Origin of the sequence: Pseudoalteromonas sp. MEBiC 03607 (assembly GCF_004792295.1) — a bacterium.
GTDB classification, from domain to species: domain Bacteria; phylum Pseudomonadota; class Gammaproteobacteria; order Enterobacterales; family Alteromonadaceae; genus Pseudoalteromonas; species Pseudoalteromonas lipolytica_C.
In genome coordinates, this window is record NZ_SRRY01000001.1 from 2,959,003 (window position 1) to 2,979,308 (window position 20,306).

The window sequence follows — 20,306 nt, forward strand, 5'->3', positions numbered from 1 at the left end:
AAGGGAAAGGTGAAATTTTTAAAACTTTAACAGTTATCAATATGTTCCCCCTTCCCTTACATTTTTCTGAGACTATAATCCGCACACCATAAAAAAGTACATTTCAAGGACTCATATGCGTCGTGGGCAAGAAATAATCAATCAAGAAGTGACATACTCCGAACATCAAGAGCTTGTCTCTACAACAGATTTACGCGGCATCATCACATACGTAAATAAGGAATTTTGTACCATTGCTGGTTATACCGAAGAGGAGTTACTCGGGAAAAACCACAATATAGTACGCCACCCTGATATGCCAAAAGCGGCATTTAAAGAGATGTGGGAAAAACTAAAGCAAGGCCATTCATGGCGTGGCATGGTAAAAAACCTCTGTAAAGATGGTCGCTACTATTGGGTTGATGCGTTTGTTACACCTATATACGAACACGGTCAGCTCGTTGGCTATCAGTCAGTGCGAACAAAACCATCTGAACAGTTAAAAACTCGTGCAATGGCGCTTTACACTAAAATTAATAACGGCAAGTCTGTCGCGTCATTTCGTGAAAATATTTCGCTAAGACAAACATTTTCTACGGTATTATTAGTTGCTGGCATTGTTGCTTTAGCGCTTACTACGTCATGGATTGTTGCCTTAGCTGCAGCTGCCCTCATTGCAGCACTTTTTGCACTCAATTATGACGAACTCATTGTAACGCCTAGCCATTTAAAACAGCAGCGTGCTGAGTTTGACTCGGTATCTCGTTATGTGTATTCGGGCTCCCACCCATTTAGTATTGCGACTTATAATCAGCAAATGTTATTTGCTAAGCTACGTACCGTACTTGGCCGTGTTAAAGACTCTACTTACTCATTTAAAGATATTGCCACCAACCTAGATAAGCAATCATCGCTAACAGAGCAAGGAATTGCTGCACAGGGTCATCGTTTAAGTGATATTGCCGCTGCGATGAGTCAGATGAGTACAACTATTGGTGAAATATCTGCAAACACTCACCACACTGCTGAGAAAGTCAATACAACGTACCAAAGCTGTAATGATATAAAACTTCACATTGAAGAAAATAGCTCTATGGTGTCTGATCTGGCTAACCAAGTTGAGCAAGCAGCGAGCACCGCTAACTCTCTTGCCAGCGAAGCAGACAAAATTGGCCAAGTAATGAGTGAGATTGAAGGTATTGCTGAACAAACAAATTTATTAGCGCTCAACGCAGCAATTGAAGCAGCTCGCGCCGGTGAACATGGTCGTGGTTTTGCGGTTGTAGCTGATGAGGTACGTGCGCTTTCATCACGCACTCAAAATGCTACATCACAAATTCACAGCTCAATAAAAGAAATTCAAGATACCTTGTTTAGCTGGTCGAAAGTAATGCAGTCAACTAAAACGCAAGCTGATAGTTGTGTTAATACAACGGCCCATACTAAAACTGAGTTAGCGAGTATTTTTGCGCAAATAAATGAAATTTCAGGTCTTGCTGCAGAAATTTCGACAGCAGCTGAAGAGCAACAAGTTGTGAGCGCTGATATTCGCGAAAATGTCGACAGCATCAAAGAACACAGTGAGGAAAACTTAAAACTTAGCTACAACGTCGCTAAAGACGCTGCAGGGCTGGTTGAAGGTTCACGCAAAGTAAATGATATGCTGTTAACGTTTAAGGTTTAAACTTAGTTAATACAAAAAAGCCGCATTGTATTAATGCGGCTTTTTGCTTTTAAAGCATATTAACGACTTGAGAAAACAAGGCCATTTTCATCGGCGTCAATATCAATAATGGCACCAGGTTGATAATCGCCCCCTAACAAGCGCTGTGCTAATGGGTTTTCAATGGTGTGTTGAATAGCACGTTTTAGCGGTCTTGCACCATAAACAGGATCAAAGCCACTTTCAGCGATACGATCTAATGCTGCATCCGTTACTTCAAGAATGTAGCCTTTTTCTGTTAAGCGCTCGCGTAGCTTGCTTAATTGAATATCGGCGATTTCTTTAATATGCTCATTAGCAAGCGGGTGGAATACCACAGTTTCGTCGATTCGGTTAATAAACTCAGGACGGAACTGACTCACCAATACGCCCATTACTTTTTCTTTTAACGTCGCATAATCATTTGAACCGGCTTGCTCTTGAATAATATCTGAGCCTAAGTTAGAGGTCATAATGATCACCGTATTTTTAAAATCAACGGTACGACCCTGACCATCCGTTAAGCGACCATCATCAAGGACTTGCAGCAAAATGTTAAATACATCTGGGTGCGCTTTTTCGACCTCATCCAATAAAATAACTGAATACGGACGACGGCGTACAGCTTCAGTTAAATAGCCACCCTCTTCGTAGCCGACATAACCAGGAGGCGCACCCACTAAACGTGCAACCGAGTGCTTTTCCATAAACTCCGACATATCAATGCGCACCATGGCATCTTCGGTGTCAAACATAAAGCTAGCAAGAGCTTTAGTCAGCTCTGTTTTACCCACCCCTGTTGGACCTAAGAATAAGAATGAACCGATTGGGCGATTTGGATCAGCAAGTCCTGCGCGAGAGCGACGTATTGCATTAGCAACAGCCACAACAGCCTCATCTTGACCAATCACTTTGTGGTGTAATTGATCTTCCATTTGCAGTAGCTTTTCGCGCTCACCTTGCAGCATTTTCGATACTGGAATGCCTGTCCAACGCGATAAAATTTCCGCAATTTCATCCTCACCGACCTGATTTTTAAGCAAACTCATTTCTTGCATTTCGGCTTGTGAAGCAAGGTCTAGTTTGCGCTCAAGCTCAGGGATACGACCATATTGCAGCTCAGACATGCGTTGTAAGTCGCTGGCACGACGTGCCACTTCTAAATCTAGACGCGCCTGTTCAAGCTCAGCTTTGATTACTTGCGTGCCTTGCAATGAGGCCTTCTCAGCATTCCACACTTCGTCTAATTCACGGTATTGAGCTTCAAGTTCAGTGATCAACTCTTGCATTTCGGTGCGGCGTTTTTGGCTCGCTTCATCTTTTTCTTTCGCCAGCGCGTTATCTTCCAGTTTTAACTGAATAATACGACGCTCAAGCTTGTCTAAAGACTCTGGTTTTGAGTCAATTTGCAAACGAATTGAAGAACCCGCTTCATCAATTAAATCAATCGCCTTATCTGGTAATTGGCGATCGCTGATGTAACGATGTGATAGCTGCGCCGCAGCAACGATAGCGGGATCGGTAATATCAACTGAATGGTGCAGCTCATATCGCTCTTTTAAACCACGTAAAATTGCGATGGTGTCTTCAACCGACGGTTCATCAACAAATACTTTTTGGAAGCGGCGTTCAAGTGCAGCATCTTTTTCGATGTATTGACGATACTCATCAAGTGTTGTGGCACCCACGCAATGTAACTCACCACGGGCAAGTGCAGGCTTTAACATGTTACCCGCATCCATAGCGCCATCTGTTTTACCAGCGCCTACCATAGTATGGATTTCATCGATAAAGAGGATGACTTGGCCTTCTTCTTTGGCAAGTTCGTTCAATACTGATTTTAAACGCTCTTCAAATTCACCACGGTATTTAGCACCGGCAACCAACGCACCTAAATCGAGCGATAATACTCGCTTGTTTTTTAAGCCCTCAGGTACTTCACCATTGATAATTCGCTGCGCAAGACCTTCAGCAATCGCCGTTTTACCTACACCCGGCTCACCAATTAACACCGGATTATTTTTAGTACGGCGTTGTAATACTTGAATAGTGCGACGAATTTCGTCATCACGGCCAATAACAGGGTCAAGCTTGCCTTGCTCTGCTCGCTCAGTTAAATCGATGGTGAACTTTTTTAATGCCTGACGGGTTTCTTCAGCATTGGGATCATCAACTTTTTGGCCACCACGAATAGCTTCGATTGCGGCTTCAATTTTGCTAGAAGTAATATTCAGTGCTTTGAAAATATCCCCAAGTGGACCTTTATCGTCACACGCAGCAAGGACAAATAACTCACTCGAAATGAATTTATCTTTGCGCTTTTGGGCATATTTATCACACAAGTTGATTAACGAAATCAGGTTATTTGACAGCTGAACATCACCACCAATACCTTCAACTTTAAACAGCTTCTCAATTTCTTGGGATAACTTGGTGTTTAACTCATCAGCACTCACACCTGCTTGCGCAAGTAGTGCACGCACACTTGAACCATTTTGCTGAAGCAATGAATACATTAAATGCACAGGCTCAATAAATTGATGATCGCGCCCAAGTGCTAATGACTGCGCATCTGAAAGCGCAGATTGAAATTTACTTGTAAATCTATCTAAACGCATAAGGGTTTACCTATTAAAAAATCTAATTGCTTAATTAATGGGTATGCTTAGTGATTTGTTCAAGTAAAGAAGAAAATTTAATCGCAAAAAAGGCGTATTAATTGCGCCAGATCAAGCTAGCCATGCGGCCAGTTTGCCCGTCGCGGCGATAAGAGAAAAACTGTGATTTATCAGTGACGGTACAATGCTCACCACCGTAAACGTCTATTACACCTAATTGTGTTAATTGTTGACGTGCGAGCAGGTAAATATCCGCTAAATACTTATTGCCCTTAACTTTAAATGCGCTTTGATGCTCAGGATTCAATTCACAAAAGCATTCTTTTACTTCTGGGCCCACTTCAAATTGTGATGGGCCAATAGCAGGGCCAAGCCAAACAATTATCTCGCTTGGTTTTGCTTTAAAATGTGCCACTGTGTTAGCTAAAATGCCCTGAGCTAAGCCTCGCCATCCGCCGTGTGCTGCAGCAACTTCATTACCCGAAGCCGAGCAAAATAGTACGGGTAAGCAATCTGCGGTCATTATCGCAAGCGGTTGTTTTACTAAACGAGTATAAAGTGCGTCAGCAGAGCGCAACTCACTTAGCTCAGACCTTTCATCAATCACCTCCACTTCGCTGCTATGTGTTTGGTTCAACCACACAGCAGGGTTTGGCAGCTGATTTGTAAGTAACGCGCGATTTGCAAGTACGGCTTGCTCATCATCACCAACATGTAAACCCATATTAAAACTATCAAAGGGTGCAACGGATACACCGCCCTGTCGGGTGGTACTCAGTGCGCTAACAGTTTTTGGGGCTGTCCATGCTGGTGTGATCATAATGCTTAAAACTCGATATTTGGGTTTGCTTTAGTATCAGCACGAAGAGCTTCTGTCATCGCTGCCATATCATCTGGAATTGGCGCTTGCCATGTCATTAACTCACCCGTTATTGGATGCGCGATAGAAAGCTTAACTGCATGTAATGCTTGGCGTTTAAAGTCGCGTAACATTTGGAACAGTTCAGGTGTTGCGCCCTTAGGCGGACGCGGGCGACCACCATAAAGTTGATCGCCAACTAATGGGTGATTCAAATAAGCCATGTGCACACGAATTTGGTGAGTTCGACCTGTTTCTAAGCGTAAACGTAAGCGCGTGTGAGCACGGAATTTTTCTGCAACACGGTAGTGCGTTATCGCTGGTTTGCCCATTTCATGAACAGCCATATGAGTACGCTTTGTTGCATGACGGCCAATTGGTTTTTCAACCATACCACCTGCAGTCATAGTGCCATTACAAATTGCTTCGTATTCACGGGTGAAGTTTTCGCGCTTTTGCAATGCCGTCACTAAATGTGTTTGCGCGGGAATAGTTTTAGCAACCACCATTAAACCTGTGGTGTCTTTATCTAGACGATGAACAATACCGGCACGTGGCACATTGATAATGTCTGGGTAATGATGAAGTAAAGCATTTAAAACAGTACCATCAGGGTTACCTGCACCAGGGTGAACAACTAGCCCCATCGGTTTATTGATAACTAATATATCATCGTCTTCATAAACGATGTTTAATTTGATATTTTGTGCCTTATATTCTCGAGGAGCCTCAATGGTTGTTTCTACACTGACCATTTCGCCACCGAGTAATTTTTCGCGAGGCGTGTTCAATATTTCGCCGTTTACCGTGATTTTGTCATCCAAAATCCATGTTTTTATCCGTGAACGCGAATAATCAGGGAACAATTGCGCCAATACTTGGTCTAGACGTTTACCGCCAAGGTCTATTGGAACCTCGGCTTGGAGAGAAATTTGCTCTGACATTAGTAACTTTACCCAATTTACCAGTGCAAGCTGTGCTCGACTGGGTTAGAATCGCTTTATTAAGCATTGTATAATACGTATAGTTTACTCGGTTTTCCTCTGTTGGCCTAGCCGAAGACATCGAAGGTAATAAATAAAATGATAAATAAAATAGGGAAACGTGCGTTCGCCATTGTTTTTTCAGTTACAGTACTTGGTTTAGGGGCTTGCTCGTCAGCACCAGATCAAGAAGATATCCAACGCGTTCCTAATAAATCTGCGCAAGCTTTATATGAAGATGCGAAACAAACATTAGATTCAGGCTTATACGCTCGAGCAATTGAGTTGTTGAGTGCTATTGACTCTCGCTATCCTTTTGGTCCGCTATCAAAGCAAGTACAAATGGACCTAGTGTATGCTCACTATCAAGCAGGTAATACTGAACAAGCACTTGCAACTATTGACCGCTTTATTCGCTTGAACCCAAACCACAAAGATTTAGATTACATGTACTACATGCGTGGCTTAGTGAACATTAAAGCAGACCAAAATGCTTTCCAAGAGTATTTTGGCGTAGACCGTGCGGATAGAGATGCAAATCGTACCCGTGTTGCTTTCACTGACTTATCAACATTATTAAAACGCTATCCCAATAGCGCTTATGCGCCAGAAGCAAAAAAACGCTTAGTGTGGCTTCTCAACAAAATGGCGCGCTACGAGTTAAAAGTGGCTGAATATTACTATGAACGCGAAGCATATCTTGCTGCCGCTAACCGTGGCAAATATGTAGTTGAGCATTACTCACAAAGCAGCTACTTAGATCAAGCTTTAGAAATCATGGAAAAAAGTTACGACAAACTCGGCTTACCTGAGCTAAGCGCGCACGCTAAAGCAACGCGTGAAGCGAATAAACGTTAATTCATCACATTTACATTAAAAAAGGCGCCATAGGCGCCTTTTTTAATGTTTGCGATCGAATATACCCAAACCACCTCAAGGTGCGAGTTTCAGTTGGAATTAAAAGCGATTTAGGCAAGGCATTGATTGCAAGTAATAGTGGTTCTATTGTTAAAATCAATAACGCAGTATAAATCGCTTTTAAACCAACCCTTTGGGCGCTCACAGGCACTTACTCTCATCGTTGTTACTTCTTAAAAGGGACTACCATTCTTGCAAAGTAACGCCTTGATATTAAGCACCTGTGAATCGCTGAATTCTGCATCTTGAGGTGGCTTGGGTATACTGATTAAATCGCATCTTCATCTTCTTCGGCGGTACGAATACGTACTACACGTTCCACATCAGTGACAAAGATTTTACCATCGCCAATTTTACCTGTTTGCGATGTTTTAACGATCACTTCAATCGCTCTATCAACATCTTCATCGCTAAGTACAATATCAAGTTTAACTTTCGGTAAAAAATCAACCATGTACTCAGCACCGCGGTAAAGCTCAGTGTGCCCCTTTTGACGGCCAAAGCCCTTAACTTCGCTAACCGTCATTCCTGTGATACCCACATCTGACAACGCTTCACGAACATCATCAAGCTTAAAGGGTTTTATAATTGCTTCTATTTTTTTCATAGTAACCAGTTAGTTTAAAACATATTTGCCTCGATTTTAGACAATCCATGTCAGCATAGCAAACAAACTGAACAAATAGGTGCACTATAAACAAAGCGTGATATTATTATTAAACTACTTGTAAGTGAGGTACAAGCAATGAAAAACAACAGGAAACATAAAGGCTTCACGCTTTTAGAATTAATGATAGCAGTTGCGATTGTCGGCATTGTTGCCACAATTGCGTTATGGGACAGCTCAGATACATTAGAAAGAAATAGAGCAGAAAATTACTTACTCGACTTGCAGCGGATAATTAGTTTTGCCCGGGCTAAAGCTGTTAGTACAGATACCCAAGTAACTGTATGTAAGGGCTGGGAAAGCCGCATAAAAAGGGACCAAGTGAGTATCTGCCACCCTCTGTCAAAAAATAACGCACAAGAACAAGTTATCTTTATGTTTAGTAACGATAAAGAAAGATTTCCACGTAATGTAATTCAATGGTACGAACCTTATTATGGTGACGAGGTCTACAGGATGCTTCCTCCGCCTAGCAATAAGGATGTGATCACTTATAATGGTGGCGAACAAATTATTTTCGATACCAGTGGTAGTATACTTACTCAAGTGGGAACTTTTGTATACTGTCCAAATCCTAATAATAATGACAATAATAAAGCCCTTCTAATAAACAAATCAGGTAGTGCGTTTTATCTTGGTGATACAAACCTCAAATGTAATTAAATAAACACTTGACATGATTTTAGGTACATCTATATTTAAATAAAATATATCAATAGGGAGTCTTCAAGGATGAAGACACATCTCTTTTATCGTCGAGTACTTGGCGCAACACTCATTGAGGTTTTAATAGTGGTATCGATCATTTCGATACTTTTAAACCTTGCATTGTTCGATTTAAAACCTTTCTTAGCGCAAAACCGTCTAGATAATCAAATACATCTTATTAAACGCGCAGTCGCTATTAGCCGCTTAAATGCACAAGCAAACAATGCGTATGTCACGTTTTGTGCATTACACAATAACCAGTGTAACTATCAATTCTGGCATAAAAAACTCACTGTCTTTATCGATCATGGACAGATTGGCGTGTTTGATAGTAATGACACTAAAATAGTACAGTTTGAGGCAATCAATAAGCTTGATATGCTCACTTATAACAAACGCAATGCACTAACCTTTTTACCTAATGGAAGACTGATGGGACTCAATAATGGGACTTTTGTTTATTGTCCTGAATACAAAGAAGCAAGCCTAAGTGGGCTTGCTATATCGGTAAATAATGTTGGCAGGGTGAAAGTAATAGATACTGATAAATGTCAGCAATAAGCTAATTAGCGACCCCAGCAAACATCAGTAGACGCTGCAGAGCCTCCATGACGCTGAATACCACGGTCGTCTATTATTAATCTTGTACATTCAGTATCTTTGGCAGGGGGGCCTGCAATTGCAATAGCTGATGCATAGAAAACTGCGCGGCCGACAGTGTTATTAACTTCCAGCCTTAACCGGTAATAACCATTTTCCGTGGTATCGTTTAAGCCAAGTTGATCAAATGTGGTAGCGTATTGACGATTATCCGCAAAGTATTGCTCCTGCTTATTTGCTATATCTAATAAAGCAGTAACAGCTTCACTTCTTGCTGCACGCTTAACATATTCGAAATAATTAGGTAGCGCAATACTTGCTATAATTCCTAAAATAGCAACCGTAATCATTAGTTCAATTAAGGTAAAACCTAACTGCTTATTTTTCTTTCTTGATCTTATATATTTTATACCCATCAAATATTTCTCAAAGACTCGCTATACATTTGATTATAATAGGTTCAGTTTTTTATGATTGCAATTAACTTTATTTTTATACCTTTCTAAAAGGTAAAAAAATGTAGCAATAAAACCATAATCAAACTTTAGCACTGCAGCGAATAATCAAATTAATTAATTTTTACTAGTAAGTTAGATCACGTTTTTCTTGTTTATAAATATACATCTGTTGGGTTTTAAAACCAAAACCAATTGGCACTTTATCACTAACAAGTTTTATTTTACCGTTTTCAATTGTTAACCCAGGGCCTAAGATTTCTTGTACTTTGAATGGGTTTTGAGCGCCCTTAACTCCAGGTCCAATCGATAAAAACTGGCTTTGTTCTCTCACTTTTTCGCTAGTATTGTCATCACAAAAACCATCGCTATTTCCATCGACACAACTATCACCAACGCCAAAATAAAGTTGAGGCGTGTCTGGAACATCGTTCGAAGTTGTGAATTTTAAACTGTCATAGACTTTGGTGCCATAATGTAAATGAAAAGCATAAAGACCGCCAGACCCACCAGTCAGTGAACATTGATTTGCAGTGGCTGTCGCAGGAGAAAAGCTAGTAAAATAAGCTACACCACCAATAACCGTACTTGCAGCTAGTGACTTTTCTCCCGAAGCCGGCAAGTTATAGTACCAACCTTTAAACTCCCCGAGCGTTACTTCTAGTTCTGTGAATTTTTCGACATCGTCAATAGCTTTGCCAAAAGGATCCGAATCTACATTCATTAAGTCTGCTTGAGTGATCACGTCAGGTACATCAGCACCTTTAAATGATTTTGTCACGGTATTAATATCACGGATCATAAAAAGTTGATCGTTGGCTGTCGAAGAAAGAGGCTTAGCGCGGTTTCCGCTACCAATTAATACTGCGTCAAATGGCGTATCAATTCGCGTTTTAATCGTTTTCCCTTCAAAAGTGGTTTCTGATACTTTGCTGAACATTGTACGAGCAATCATTGGTTTATAGAAAAAACGACGATCTTGAGTAGACAAAGCACCACCTAGGCTCGCTAATTTAAAATGCGTCCATGGTTTTTGTGAATCATTAGGGTTATTTGAGGGCATATCAACACGCCATATATCTCCACCTGTATCCGCTGCATACAATCTATCTACATAGCCATCATAATCTGAATCAAGAATGCTAATATCAGAAGCAATGCTGTGCTTTCCTAAAAAGCCATTTTCAGTTGGAGTCAGAGCCCAAATTTTCTTACCTGTTTGCGCATCAACAATAAATATACCCCGCCCTTTACTATCATTGGAGCGCGAAACATTATCTTTATTTGTGTCATATCCGCCCCCAAAAACTAATACAGGGCGGTCCTCATAACCTGCTAAATTAATGTAGGTTACGATTGGCTTTGACCAGGTTTGACCAAGCTCTAAAAAGTCACCAGTTCCCCCTTTGATAGGCTCATCCCACAATAATTTAGGAGAATTAGGATTTGTAATATCAAGGCCATAATAATAATTACCGCCTCGTCTTAAACCAAAGAATGCCCAAACACGATCACTATCATTAACAACACCGTCTCCATTTTTATCATCAAAGAAAACAGAGATAGGTCCGTCTACACCATAGACTTTTGTGTCTGCTTGATTATCACGTAGCGGCTTAATAATTTTATATAGACTTCTAGGTATAAATGCCCAACTTTCGCTTAATACATCATTTTTATCTTGGAACATATGCAAGTACCCAGCATTAGTGCCAATTAAAATTCGGATATCATCATTACCGTAATCAATCGTTACAGGTTTTGAATGCAATGGATCACCGAATATGTCATTACGCGAATCACTGGTAGATCCATCTTTATCTTCATCATCTACATCTACACCACGCGACCAGAAAGCAAGATCATACAACTCTTGTCTGGTTGCCCCACTAACACCGAATGCTTCAGCTGCCTTTTCAACACTACCGTAGTAATCTATTGCATTCCAACCAGAAAAATGACGTAGTACATTCCCTTTTAGATTTGATAATATAACCCGCCTTCCCTGTGCATAAGGAACGCTATCTTGAAGTGCCAAATATGCGTTCACCCCACCGAGCTCTACTGAGCTACCATCTGCTCCTTCGCCACTTGGTAACCAAAATGTTTTCGCATTTTTATCAATTAGGCCATCTTCATTTAAAGCAGGTTTTCCATCTTTATCAGTGATTTTGTCGCCAGACACTTTTAATTTTTTCAAATTTCCGCGCCAACGAGCCCCTGTTTTAGGATAAAACATCGCATAATAAATCGACTCTCTGCTACGTGTTTGGTCAACATTGTTACTCGCAACAGAAGGAGAGGTAAAACTATCGTTCACTTCCCTAATTTGAGTTATCGTATTTTTAAGTGCATCAGAAAGCTGATCAGCAGTATTTGCGTGAAGGTATTTCCCCCCCCCTAACTTTGCTGTCTCAGACAGTAAACGCTTACCGTTTTCGCTCATACCACTACCAAATCCGATAGTATAAACGCGGCCTGTCTCATGGATCTCACTAGTCGAAGGAAATAAGTCAACTTTAACATTTTCCGAGCCATGAATTATTTGCGCAAGCTTGTGGAGGTATACACCCGCGATACGATCTGAGTCGCCTAAATAGCGGCCAAAATATGATTGATACAGATTACTGATAGTGCCATCTTGTTCATTATCCGAACCTGAGCTAGGATCGCCATCAGTCATGTAGATAACATTTACAGAATGGTCACAGCGTTTAACTTCTTCTGTATTATCAAAGGGAGAGATGTATGAATAGGTATAGTAACGATTCCACCATGGACCTGAAACTGTTTTGTTCTCAATTGAATTATCACGTAGCGCCTCAGCCACCTTTGCACCGTAGTAAAGGCTTTTCCCAGTGATATACAAATAAGCTTCCCAGAGTGTTTCGGTTAAGGGCGTCCCCCCATTAGCAGGTAATGTAGCAATCGTTTGCTTTAGAAAAGAGTTAGAAGAACCGATACCCGCAAGAACATATCCCCCATCAAGTCCATTAAAACGCATTAAGCCAAAATCTATATCGTCATTTCCATCAATTAAATTAGTTATAGCATCTTGAGCGATACCTAACCGGCTATCAGGGCAAAGAATATATCGCCCATACGAAAAACCACAGTTAAAACCTGAGCTTGTTGAGAATGCCATACTACCTGAGGTATCGAAAACTATCAGAACACGGGGTTTCTCATCGAGCTTTACATTATGATTAACGTACAGTTCAATGTCTTCAGCATGGGCCATTGAGCTGAAAATAACAGCACTACCAAGCAAGATTTTGCTGATTAATTTTCCTATATTCATTACAACCCCCACTAAACACCAACGTTCAAAACCAATAACCTAATTGAAAAAAGTTATCTCGAAAGCCCAAGAGTAAGTTACCTTCTAACAACACGATGACTAAATACTTGTAGCTGACGTAATGCAAATAAATTTAAAATTGATACAAGTTAAATTATAACTAATTATTTTGAATTAAAACATAAGTGCTACAAATAAATTAATTATTTGCACCATTTTTTCTTAGAATTTCACTAAAAATAACTAGAGCTTTGGCTATTCACTGAATTCAATACATATTTTGCAGTGTATTGCTTTAACTATTAACAAAAATAATAAAAAAGAGCCAACTTTAAAAGAAAGGTAAGCGAAAGGGATTGCTTTCTACGAAGCAAAGTAATACATTGAATTTTAATAGAAATTTATGGACTTACAATTATAAAAAGGACACCACTTTAAAATTGGTGCCCTTATTACAGCTGCATTATACAAGTATAAAGCTGCGACTAAATAATATGATAAAAACATTGCATATACTATTATTGAGTTCGGTCATACTTCTCTTGTTTATATATATAAGTTTGTTGAACTTTAAATCCAAGAACCTCATCACTCAGTAATTTAATTTTACCATTTACGGTATGTAAGCCAGGGCCCAATACCCCTTTGGCAACAAACGGATCTTTTTGGCCAACAATCCCGGTACCAATCAACATAAACTGACTTTCACCTTTATCCGATTCACCAAAGAATAATTGCGGAGTATCAGGTACATCATTCCCTGTTTGGAACTTAAGTTCATCATATACTTTGGTTCCATAATGTAGGTGAAAAGCATAAAGACCACCAGTACCACTACCTAGACTACACTGGTCGACAACATTGGTTGTCGAGCCTGGTGCAAAACTTGTAAAGTAAGCAACACCTCCTACAACGGTACTCGCAGCTAATGATTTCTCACCTTGAAGCGGCAAGTTATAGTACCAACCATTAAAGCGCGCTAATTCAACCTCAAGCTTGACAAAGCCATCAACATTATCAAGTTTCTTAGCAAAAGGATCTGAACTTACATTCATTAAATCTGATTGTGTGATAGTGTTCGGGACTTTACTCCCTGTAAAAGACTTAGTCACAGTATTTATATCGCGGATCATAAATAACTGATCATTCACCGCTGATGAAAGCGGATTTGCTCTATTCCCGCTGCCAATTAATACGGCATCAAACGGAGTATCAACGCGAGTTACTGTGGATTTACCATTTACAACAACTTCAGATACTTTGCTATATACACTTCTCGCAATAGTCGGTTTATAAAAAAAGCGCCGGTCATTGTTAGCCCGAGTGCCCCCAAGACTAGCAAGTTTAAAGTGCGTCCAGTTCCGTGAGTTTTGCGTAGGCATGTCCACTCGCCAAACATCACCACCTGTATCAGTGGCATACAAACGATCTATATATCCGTCGTAATCAGAGTCTAAAAGAGCAATATCAGATGCGATACTGTGTTTACCTTGAAAACCATTTTCAGAAGGAGTCAATGCCCAGACTTTTTTACCTGTCTCAGCATCAACAATGTAAATTCCTCGCCCCTTAGAGTCATTAGTTCGTCGACTATTATCTTTATTAGTATCATAGCCAGCTCCAAAGATAAGCACAGGGCGATCTTTATATCCAGCTAAATTGATATAGGTTACTTGTGCTTTTGACCAGCTTTGTGCCAACTCTTTGAAATCACCTGAGCCACCGACAATTGGTCCACCCCACATTATTTGTGGGCGATTAGGGTTAGTAATATCTAAAGCGTAATACTCATTTCCGCCACGTCTTAAGCCAAAAAATGCCCAAACCCTATCTGTTCGTGTATCTACAACACCATTTTTGTTTTTATCGTCAAAGAAGATAGAAATAGGTCCATCAACACCATAGACCTTTGTATTTTTATCATTGTCTCTTAATGGTTTGATAATTTTATATAAACTTCTTGGAATAAACGCCCAGGTTTCAGTTAAAACATCATTTTGATCTTTAAACATATGCAGATAGCCTGCATTCGTACCTATTAAGATACGTACGTCATTATTTCCATAATCAATAGTGACGGGTTTTGAATGAAGTGGATCACCAAAGACATCCTCACGAGTATCCGTTGTTAGGCCATCATTATCTTCATCATAAATATCTACACCACGTGACCAAAATGCTAAATCGTATATCTCTTGTCTAGTCGCGCCTTTGGCCCCAAAAGCTTCTGCTGCTTTATCAACACTTCCATAGTAGGTAATAGCATTCCAACCACTGAAATGACGCAATATTTCATCCTTTAAGTTTGATAATATTGCTCGTCTGCCTTGAGCATATGGTATGCTATCTTGTTTAGCCAAATAAGCATTAACCCCACCAAGTTTAACATCATTGCCATCTGGTTTTTCGCTGTCAGCTGACCAGAATGTATGAACATTAGGGGCAATTTTTCCGCTATCATCTAAAGCAGAAACCCCACCTAAACCAACTATCTTATCACCAGATACCTTAAGCTTTTTTAAATTACCTCGCCAACGAGCACTTGTGCTAGGGTAAAACATCGTATTATACAGTGCATCCCGACTACGAGTTTGATCAGTATTGTTCGATGCAATAGATGGTGAAGAAAAAGCCCCACCCTCCTTTCTTAAAGCTGCGAATGAAGTCTCAAGAGCTTTTGATAACTCTTCTGGATTCGTAGCAAGAATATAGCTTCCGCCTCCCGCTTTGGCCGTTTCTTCTAGGTTTTTTTGCCCTCTCTCTGTTAAGCCGTTACCAAATCCGATTGTATTAACAATACCGCGGTCATGTACCTTTGACGTTTTGGGGTACAAATCTATATCAACATCGTCTGTACCGTGAATTATTTTTGCAAGCGGAGCTAAATAACTCTGACCATTAAAGTCGTCTAAAAATGTTGTTGCAGGCTCAGAGAAGTAATGTTGATGCAATGACTCAATAGCAGTATTGCTTTCATTATCATGTTGAGGCGAGCCATCACTTATCATCATAATATGAACATCATTGTTACATCTGGCGTTTTTTGTGAAGGTTGAATCTAAAGGAGAAATATATTTGCCACCTTTTTCTGCAGTGGTATCACGCAGCTCAGCCGGAAATAATGCACCAAACTCAACATTTTGCCCTGTCAAATATAGATAAGTCTCCCACAGTGTTTCTGTAATAGGCGTAGCTCCTAATGCACCATTATCCGAAATGAGTTCTTTCAATTTACTATGCTCAGTTCCCAATTTGGCTCTGATAAAACCACCATTTCCAAATGGAGAAAAACGAATAAATCCAAAATCAATATCAGGGTTATTATCGATTACTTTTATGAGCGATGATTTAGCTGCTGCAATTCGGCTATCAGGGCATTCCATCCAGTAACCATCAACTGGATGAAAACATTTAACACCTGTATTAGCAGACTGCATCATGCTACCAGAGGTATCAAGTACAAAAATAACACGCGATTTTTCATCAAGATCTTTATCATAATTAACATAAAGCTCAGTATCATCTGCATTTGCTGCGGTTAGAAACCCAAGCGTGCAAACATATATAAATACATATTTAAAGTTAACGACCTTCATTACAATTCCCTCTCTAGCCACCCGTGTTTAAACTTGCCATTTCTTGAGCAACGCCCGTTTTAACAGTTAATGTATGAATACTTTTTTTACCATAGGTAATTGTGGTATTAACTTCGACCATGTTGCATGACACACCAGAGGTGAAGTTGTACTTGCGAGGACATGGCAAATCCAATTCGCCATTATTTAAATTAATCATTTTATTTGTGGAGTCACCGATAGCGCCCAAATCGAAGCCAGCCTCAGGTATTTGCTCAGGCTTTTTAAAAAAAGCACTATTTCTTCCAGCAGCAGCTTGATTTGCAATCACCTTCAGCACTGTACCCATAACTTCATTTTCAGCAACTTCACGCTCTTGTACCGCGGCTGTTATTTTTGCATCAATACTACTGCTATTCATTAAAGTTACAGCAATCCCTGTTACTGCAACAACCATAATTAGAGCAAGGATCAATACTATGCCCTGTTGCTTTTTAGGAGGGTTTAAATGCGCCACAAATTTGCTCCTACATTGTTTAATCTAATGGTTGTTGTAAAAATTGCGCGTCGATATTTATCATTGAATGTAAGTGTTCTACCACTAGCCCCTTCTCCTAACTCATAGGTTTGATTTTTAATTTGTAAGTCGCCATCTGGCATCAGAGATCTAGCAAGTAAAAATACTTGTACTGTCAAAATTCCACGCCTATTCTCCCAATCAGTAGCCGTCATTTGATTAATACTTTTATAGGTATCAACTCGACTATCATTAGTGGTGTCTAAGCCAAAAACAAACCGCATATTTTCAACTCCCTCCATAACAGTTTCTGTATACATACCGTTTCCTGGGGTCAGTCGTTTTCGTTTCAGAACAGGAATAACAACACGTTTTTTATTGATATAAATAGTTTCTTTAGAAACATAATAAACATTATGGCGGTAGCGCCACACCGTTGCGTTGACATTTATTGTTGCTGCATTCACAGGTCCACGAGTAAACAATGCAAATTCTTGCTCTGCAACAAAATAATAAGAATTATTGCTTGTGTACTTAGGCTCATTTTGAAATCCTTCTAAAAACTTTAATTGTAATACATCCGTATTTGCTGCAGCGTCACGAATACAGCCCAGCGCGGAGGAGCCTGCAGCCTGCACTGCATAAATTGAACGAAAATTAGTACTAGAAGCTAGGTCAGGGAAACTACCGTTATTTAAACCAGCAGAGCAGTCAGGACTTGGATTTGCAACTAGACTAAGTTTCGTATTAGCAGCAGAAAAGGAATCCTCGTAAAAAGTGCCCCAAAAACCAACTTGCTCAATATCCCGCTGTAGTATATTGAGGGCTAATCTGCCAGTTTCTTGCAGCTCGCCAATCATCATCGTGTCTTTAGTTGTGGCTTTCATACTTACATAAGTAAACATTACACCACCTAAAACAATACCACCTATGAATAAGGCAACCATCATTTCAATTAATGTAAAACCTTTATACTTATTCATCTTACGACCTTAAATAAATATAGCTGTCAAGAACGACAAGGCGACGACGGTCATTTACTGAACCACATCCGGTTTTTAAGTTTTCTGCGCTTGCTTTAAACTCTTGTCGACCACGCCAACTAACAATCACTTCAATATTATACTCACTTGGAAGGCCCCCTGAGACTGCAGTGGCTTTAATGCACACCCTTGCTTCATCCAGAGCTCCGGTGTTTTCACGTGCCTGAATTGCTCGCACCCATTGCTGTTTATCAAGTGCAGCGATTTGCTGTGGAGAGCATGTAGCCTGATAACAGCTAGAGACTTTACCTAATGCTGTTTGACTATGAAACTGCCCACTATATAGCGCTGAAAAAGTAGCCGTATCATTTGCTCTCATGCGGTGGATAATATCATTCCCTAACGCAATTGCAGCCGAGCGCTGCATAGCATCAAAACTTGCTTGCTTTGCTTTCGCTTGAAGCGCGATAGCACCTAATAAACCAAGGCTCAATATAATAAATGCAATGAGCACCTCGATTAAGGTAAAGCCCTGTTGATGAGAGTTATTTTTCATAATGAACGTGGCTAATAAATTGACATACCTTAAGCATAAGAAGCCTAAAAAGAATAGCAATAGGTGTATGTATAAACGGTCAATATGTTAGATGAACGGTCAGTGAAACTCTCGCTCCTAGTTACCCAATGCAGCTTTTACCGCTTTTAATTCCCGACGACTAACAGTTAAAGGCTCTTCTAGTTGGTTCATAATTAAAGTATGCCCACCAGGCTGTCGGCTGTTTAAACTATAAATATGTTGCTTATTTACAAGGGTATTACGATGTATTCGCAATAATTGTAAAGGGAAAGTACGCTCGAGTTGTTTAAGGCTCTGTTCAATGATTGCTTCGCCCCCTTCAAATACGACACGAGTATATTTTTGTTCCGCAATGCAACAAATCACATTCTCAATATTTACTCTGCGCAATACACCACCGAGCTGATAACTTATGTAGCTTTTAGCAGAGTCACTTAATTGAGTTCGATTAAGCTTGCTAAGTTGCGATAATGTTTGATTAAGCGAAGACTCAGAAACTGGTTTTACTAAATAACCATCAGCACAGAGTTGGAATGCCTCTAGTGCGTGCTCAGGGTGAGCTGTAAGAAATACGATGGCAGGTGGTATAGTTAATTGTTTTAATGTCGCAGCAACCTCCAGTCCATTAAGCTTGGGCATATTAATATCGAGTAGCACGACATCAGGCTGTAACTGTTTACAATATTCAATTGCCTGTTCGCCATTACAGGCATCACCAATCACTGTATAATTACTATGCTCTGACAATAATCGTGAAATACGTGCTCGAGCTAGCGGTTCATCATCAACAATTAATACTTTTATCATGCTGTTTTCTGCCTTGGTAATACAAGTTTTACCCTAAATATTCCATCGCGATGAGTGGTTGTTATTGTTGCCTTTCGTTGATAAAACAGTGATAAGCGTTCACGAATATTATCAAGTGCCATACCATTACCCGACCTTTCATTCATGATGTTCTTCACTACTGGGTTAGTAATAATGAATGTGTATGTTTTATCAGACTGGTGCATTTCGACATTTATTTCACCGTGCTCTGCTGTCTCGATCCCATAAAATACTGCATTCTCAATAAGAGGTTGGAGAGTCAAACATGGGATATCGATATCAGGTAGTTTATCAAGTAACTGCCAGTTTACTGTTAGCCGTTCTCCGTAACGCCAACGCTCTAGTGCTATATATTGTTGACATAGTGTTATTTCATCGGTAAGTAAAATAGCTTTACCACTTTTCATAGCAGCCTGAGAGAGTGCAGCTAATGCAAGAATAGCTTGTTCTGCCGCCACCACATCATAGTGGGTTAGCTCAGCAGCAGTATTCAAACTATTAAATAGGAAATGAGGACGAATGCGGGCTTGAAGCGCATCTAATTTGGCTTTAGCCAGAGCTTTTGTTTGCTGCTCCTTTTGATTATGCATCAGCAAAAATTGAACAAAAAGCACTGTAACCAAAAAGATTATCAGTAGGTTACTCACGATAAAGTGCGTCTTAGATACCATTTCAAAGATATCTGCGAATACGTTAAGTACTGCAAAGCTATACAAGTATGTAAAAATCAGTAAAACAATTACTAAGATAGATAACTGTACTGCCTGAGATAATTTAGTAAGCACAGACCGTGATAGATAAAGACAAGAAAGACTAGATAAGAAAATAAGGTGCAAAAAGAAACTAAAAATGGCCAGACGCAACCATACATCACCAAAACTTAACGGTGAAAACGCCAATAAAACAGCAATAACTTGACTGACGATAAGTATGGCGAGTACACCACGGGATTGGAAAAGAGCCGCAATCAGCAAGCCGTGTGAATTTGGCTGTTTGCTCATGGGCTCCTCTTTTAACTGTTGACTACTATTTGCTT

Annotated in this window: 16 protein-coding genes; 4 read left to right on the forward strand and 12 right to left on the reverse strand. The window is 40.0% G+C overall.

Annotated elements, in window-relative coordinates:
- Nucleotides 1-115: 115 nt before the first annotated feature.
- Complete coding sequence (locus E5N72_RS13610; protein ID WP_135925554.1) at nt 116-1,663, forward strand: PAS domain-containing methyl-accepting chemotaxis protein; 1,548 nt, start codon at nt 116-118, stop codon at nt 1,661-1,663.
- A gap of 59 nt (nt 1,664-1,722) precedes the next feature.
- Here E5N72_RS13610 and clpB read toward each other — a convergent pair whose 3' ends face one another.
- The 3 genes from clpB to rluD all read right to left on the reverse strand — a co-directional run bounded on the left by clpB (nt 1,723) and on the right by rluD (nt 6,102).
- Nucleotides 1,723-4,299: an ATP-dependent chaperone ClpB gene (gene clpB, locus E5N72_RS13615; protein ID WP_135925557.1), complete on the reverse strand. Its 2,577-nt coding sequence runs from the start codon at nt 4,297-4,299 to the stop codon at nt 1,723-1,725.
- Between the two features lie 97 nt (nt 4,300-4,396).
- A complete protein-coding gene (pgeF, locus tag E5N72_RS13620; RefSeq protein ID WP_135925559.1) occupies nt 4,397-5,119 on the reverse strand; it encodes a peptidoglycan editing factor PgeF in 723 nt (240 codons plus the stop codon).
- Between the two features lie 5 nt (nt 5,120-5,124).
- Complete coding sequence (gene rluD / locus E5N72_RS13625; protein WP_135925561.1) at nt 5,125-6,102, reverse strand: 23S rRNA pseudouridine(1911/1915/1917) synthase RluD; 978 nt, start codon at nt 6,100-6,102, stop codon at nt 5,125-5,127.
- Nucleotides 6,103-6,240: 138 nt separating this feature from the next.
- Between rluD and E5N72_RS13630 the strand changes: the two genes are divergently transcribed.
- Entirely contained in the window at nt 6,241-6,999 is a 759-nt protein-coding gene (locus E5N72_RS13630; protein ID WP_135925563.1) for an outer membrane protein assembly factor BamD, read from the forward strand.
- Between the two features lie 328 nt (nt 7,000-7,327).
- On the opposite strand, the gene E5N72_RS13640 is transcribed toward E5N72_RS13630, so the two are convergent.
- The gene (locus E5N72_RS13640) at nt 7,328-7,666 is read right to left on the reverse strand and encodes a P-II family nitrogen regulator (protein WP_135925568.1); all 339 of its coding nucleotides are present in this window, start codon (nt 7,664-7,666) and stop codon (nt 7,328-7,330) included.
- Between the two features lie 138 nt (nt 7,667-7,804).
- Between E5N72_RS13640 and E5N72_RS13645 the strand changes: the two genes are divergently transcribed.
- Together E5N72_RS13645 and E5N72_RS13650 are read left to right on the forward strand one after the other, a co-directional pair.
- Entirely contained in the window at nt 7,805-8,389 is a 585-nt protein-coding gene (locus E5N72_RS13645) for a GspH/FimT family pseudopilin (RefSeq protein ID WP_135925571.1), read from the forward strand.
- Between the two features lie 69 nt (nt 8,390-8,458).
- Nucleotides 8,459-8,995, forward strand: coding sequence for a GspH/FimT family pseudopilin (locus E5N72_RS13650; RefSeq protein WP_135926297.1), 537 nt, complete (start codon nt 8,459-8,461; stop codon nt 8,993-8,995).
- A 5-nt stretch (nt 8,996-9,000) separates the two neighbouring features.
- Here E5N72_RS13650 and E5N72_RS13655 read toward each other — a convergent pair whose 3' ends face one another.
- From E5N72_RS13655 to E5N72_RS13690, 8 genes are all read right to left on the reverse strand, one after another.
- Nucleotides 9,001-9,450 (reverse strand): type IV pilin protein, encoded by a 450-nt coding sequence (locus E5N72_RS13655; RefSeq protein WP_135925573.1) that lies wholly within the window; start codon nt 9,448-9,450, stop codon nt 9,001-9,003.
- Nucleotides 9,451-9,616: 166 nt separating this feature from the next.
- On the reverse strand, nt 9,617-12,790 hold the full coding sequence (locus E5N72_RS13660; protein ID WP_135925575.1) for a PilC/PilY family type IV pilus protein: 3,174 nt from the start codon (nt 12,788-12,790) through the stop codon (nt 9,617-9,619).
- Nucleotides 12,791-13,308: 518 nt separating this feature from the next.
- Complete coding sequence (locus E5N72_RS13665) at nt 13,309-16,386, reverse strand: PilC/PilY family type IV pilus protein (protein ID WP_135925578.1); 3,078 nt, start codon at nt 16,384-16,386, stop codon at nt 13,309-13,311.
- 13 nt (nt 16,387-16,399) lie between these two features.
- The gene (locus tag E5N72_RS13670; protein ID WP_135925580.1) at nt 16,400-16,882 is read right to left on the reverse strand and encodes a pilus assembly PilX N-terminal domain-containing protein; all 483 of its coding nucleotides are present in this window, start codon (nt 16,880-16,882) and stop codon (nt 16,400-16,402) included.
- Entirely contained in the window at nt 16,870-17,865 is a 996-nt protein-coding gene (locus E5N72_RS13675) for a PilW family protein (protein WP_135925583.1), read from the reverse strand. Before E5N72_RS13675 ends, E5N72_RS13670 begins: the two co-directional genes overlap by 13 nt.
- A 1-nt stretch (nt 17,866) precedes the next feature.
- Entirely contained in the window at nt 17,867-18,421 is a 555-nt protein-coding gene (gene pilV, locus E5N72_RS13680; protein WP_135925587.1) for a type IV pilus modification protein PilV, read from the reverse strand.
- Between the two features lie 117 nt (nt 18,422-18,538).
- Nucleotides 18,539-19,249, reverse strand: a complete 711-nt coding sequence (locus tag E5N72_RS13685) for a LytTR family DNA-binding domain-containing protein (protein WP_268842577.1) — start codon at nt 19,247-19,249, stop codon at nt 18,539-18,541.
- Nucleotides 19,246-20,271 (reverse strand): histidine kinase, encoded by a 1,026-nt coding sequence (locus E5N72_RS13690; protein WP_135925589.1) that lies wholly within the window; start codon nt 20,269-20,271, stop codon nt 19,246-19,248. Before E5N72_RS13690 ends, E5N72_RS13685 begins: the two co-directional genes overlap by 4 nt.
- Nucleotides 20,272-20,306 lie beyond the last annotated feature (35 nt).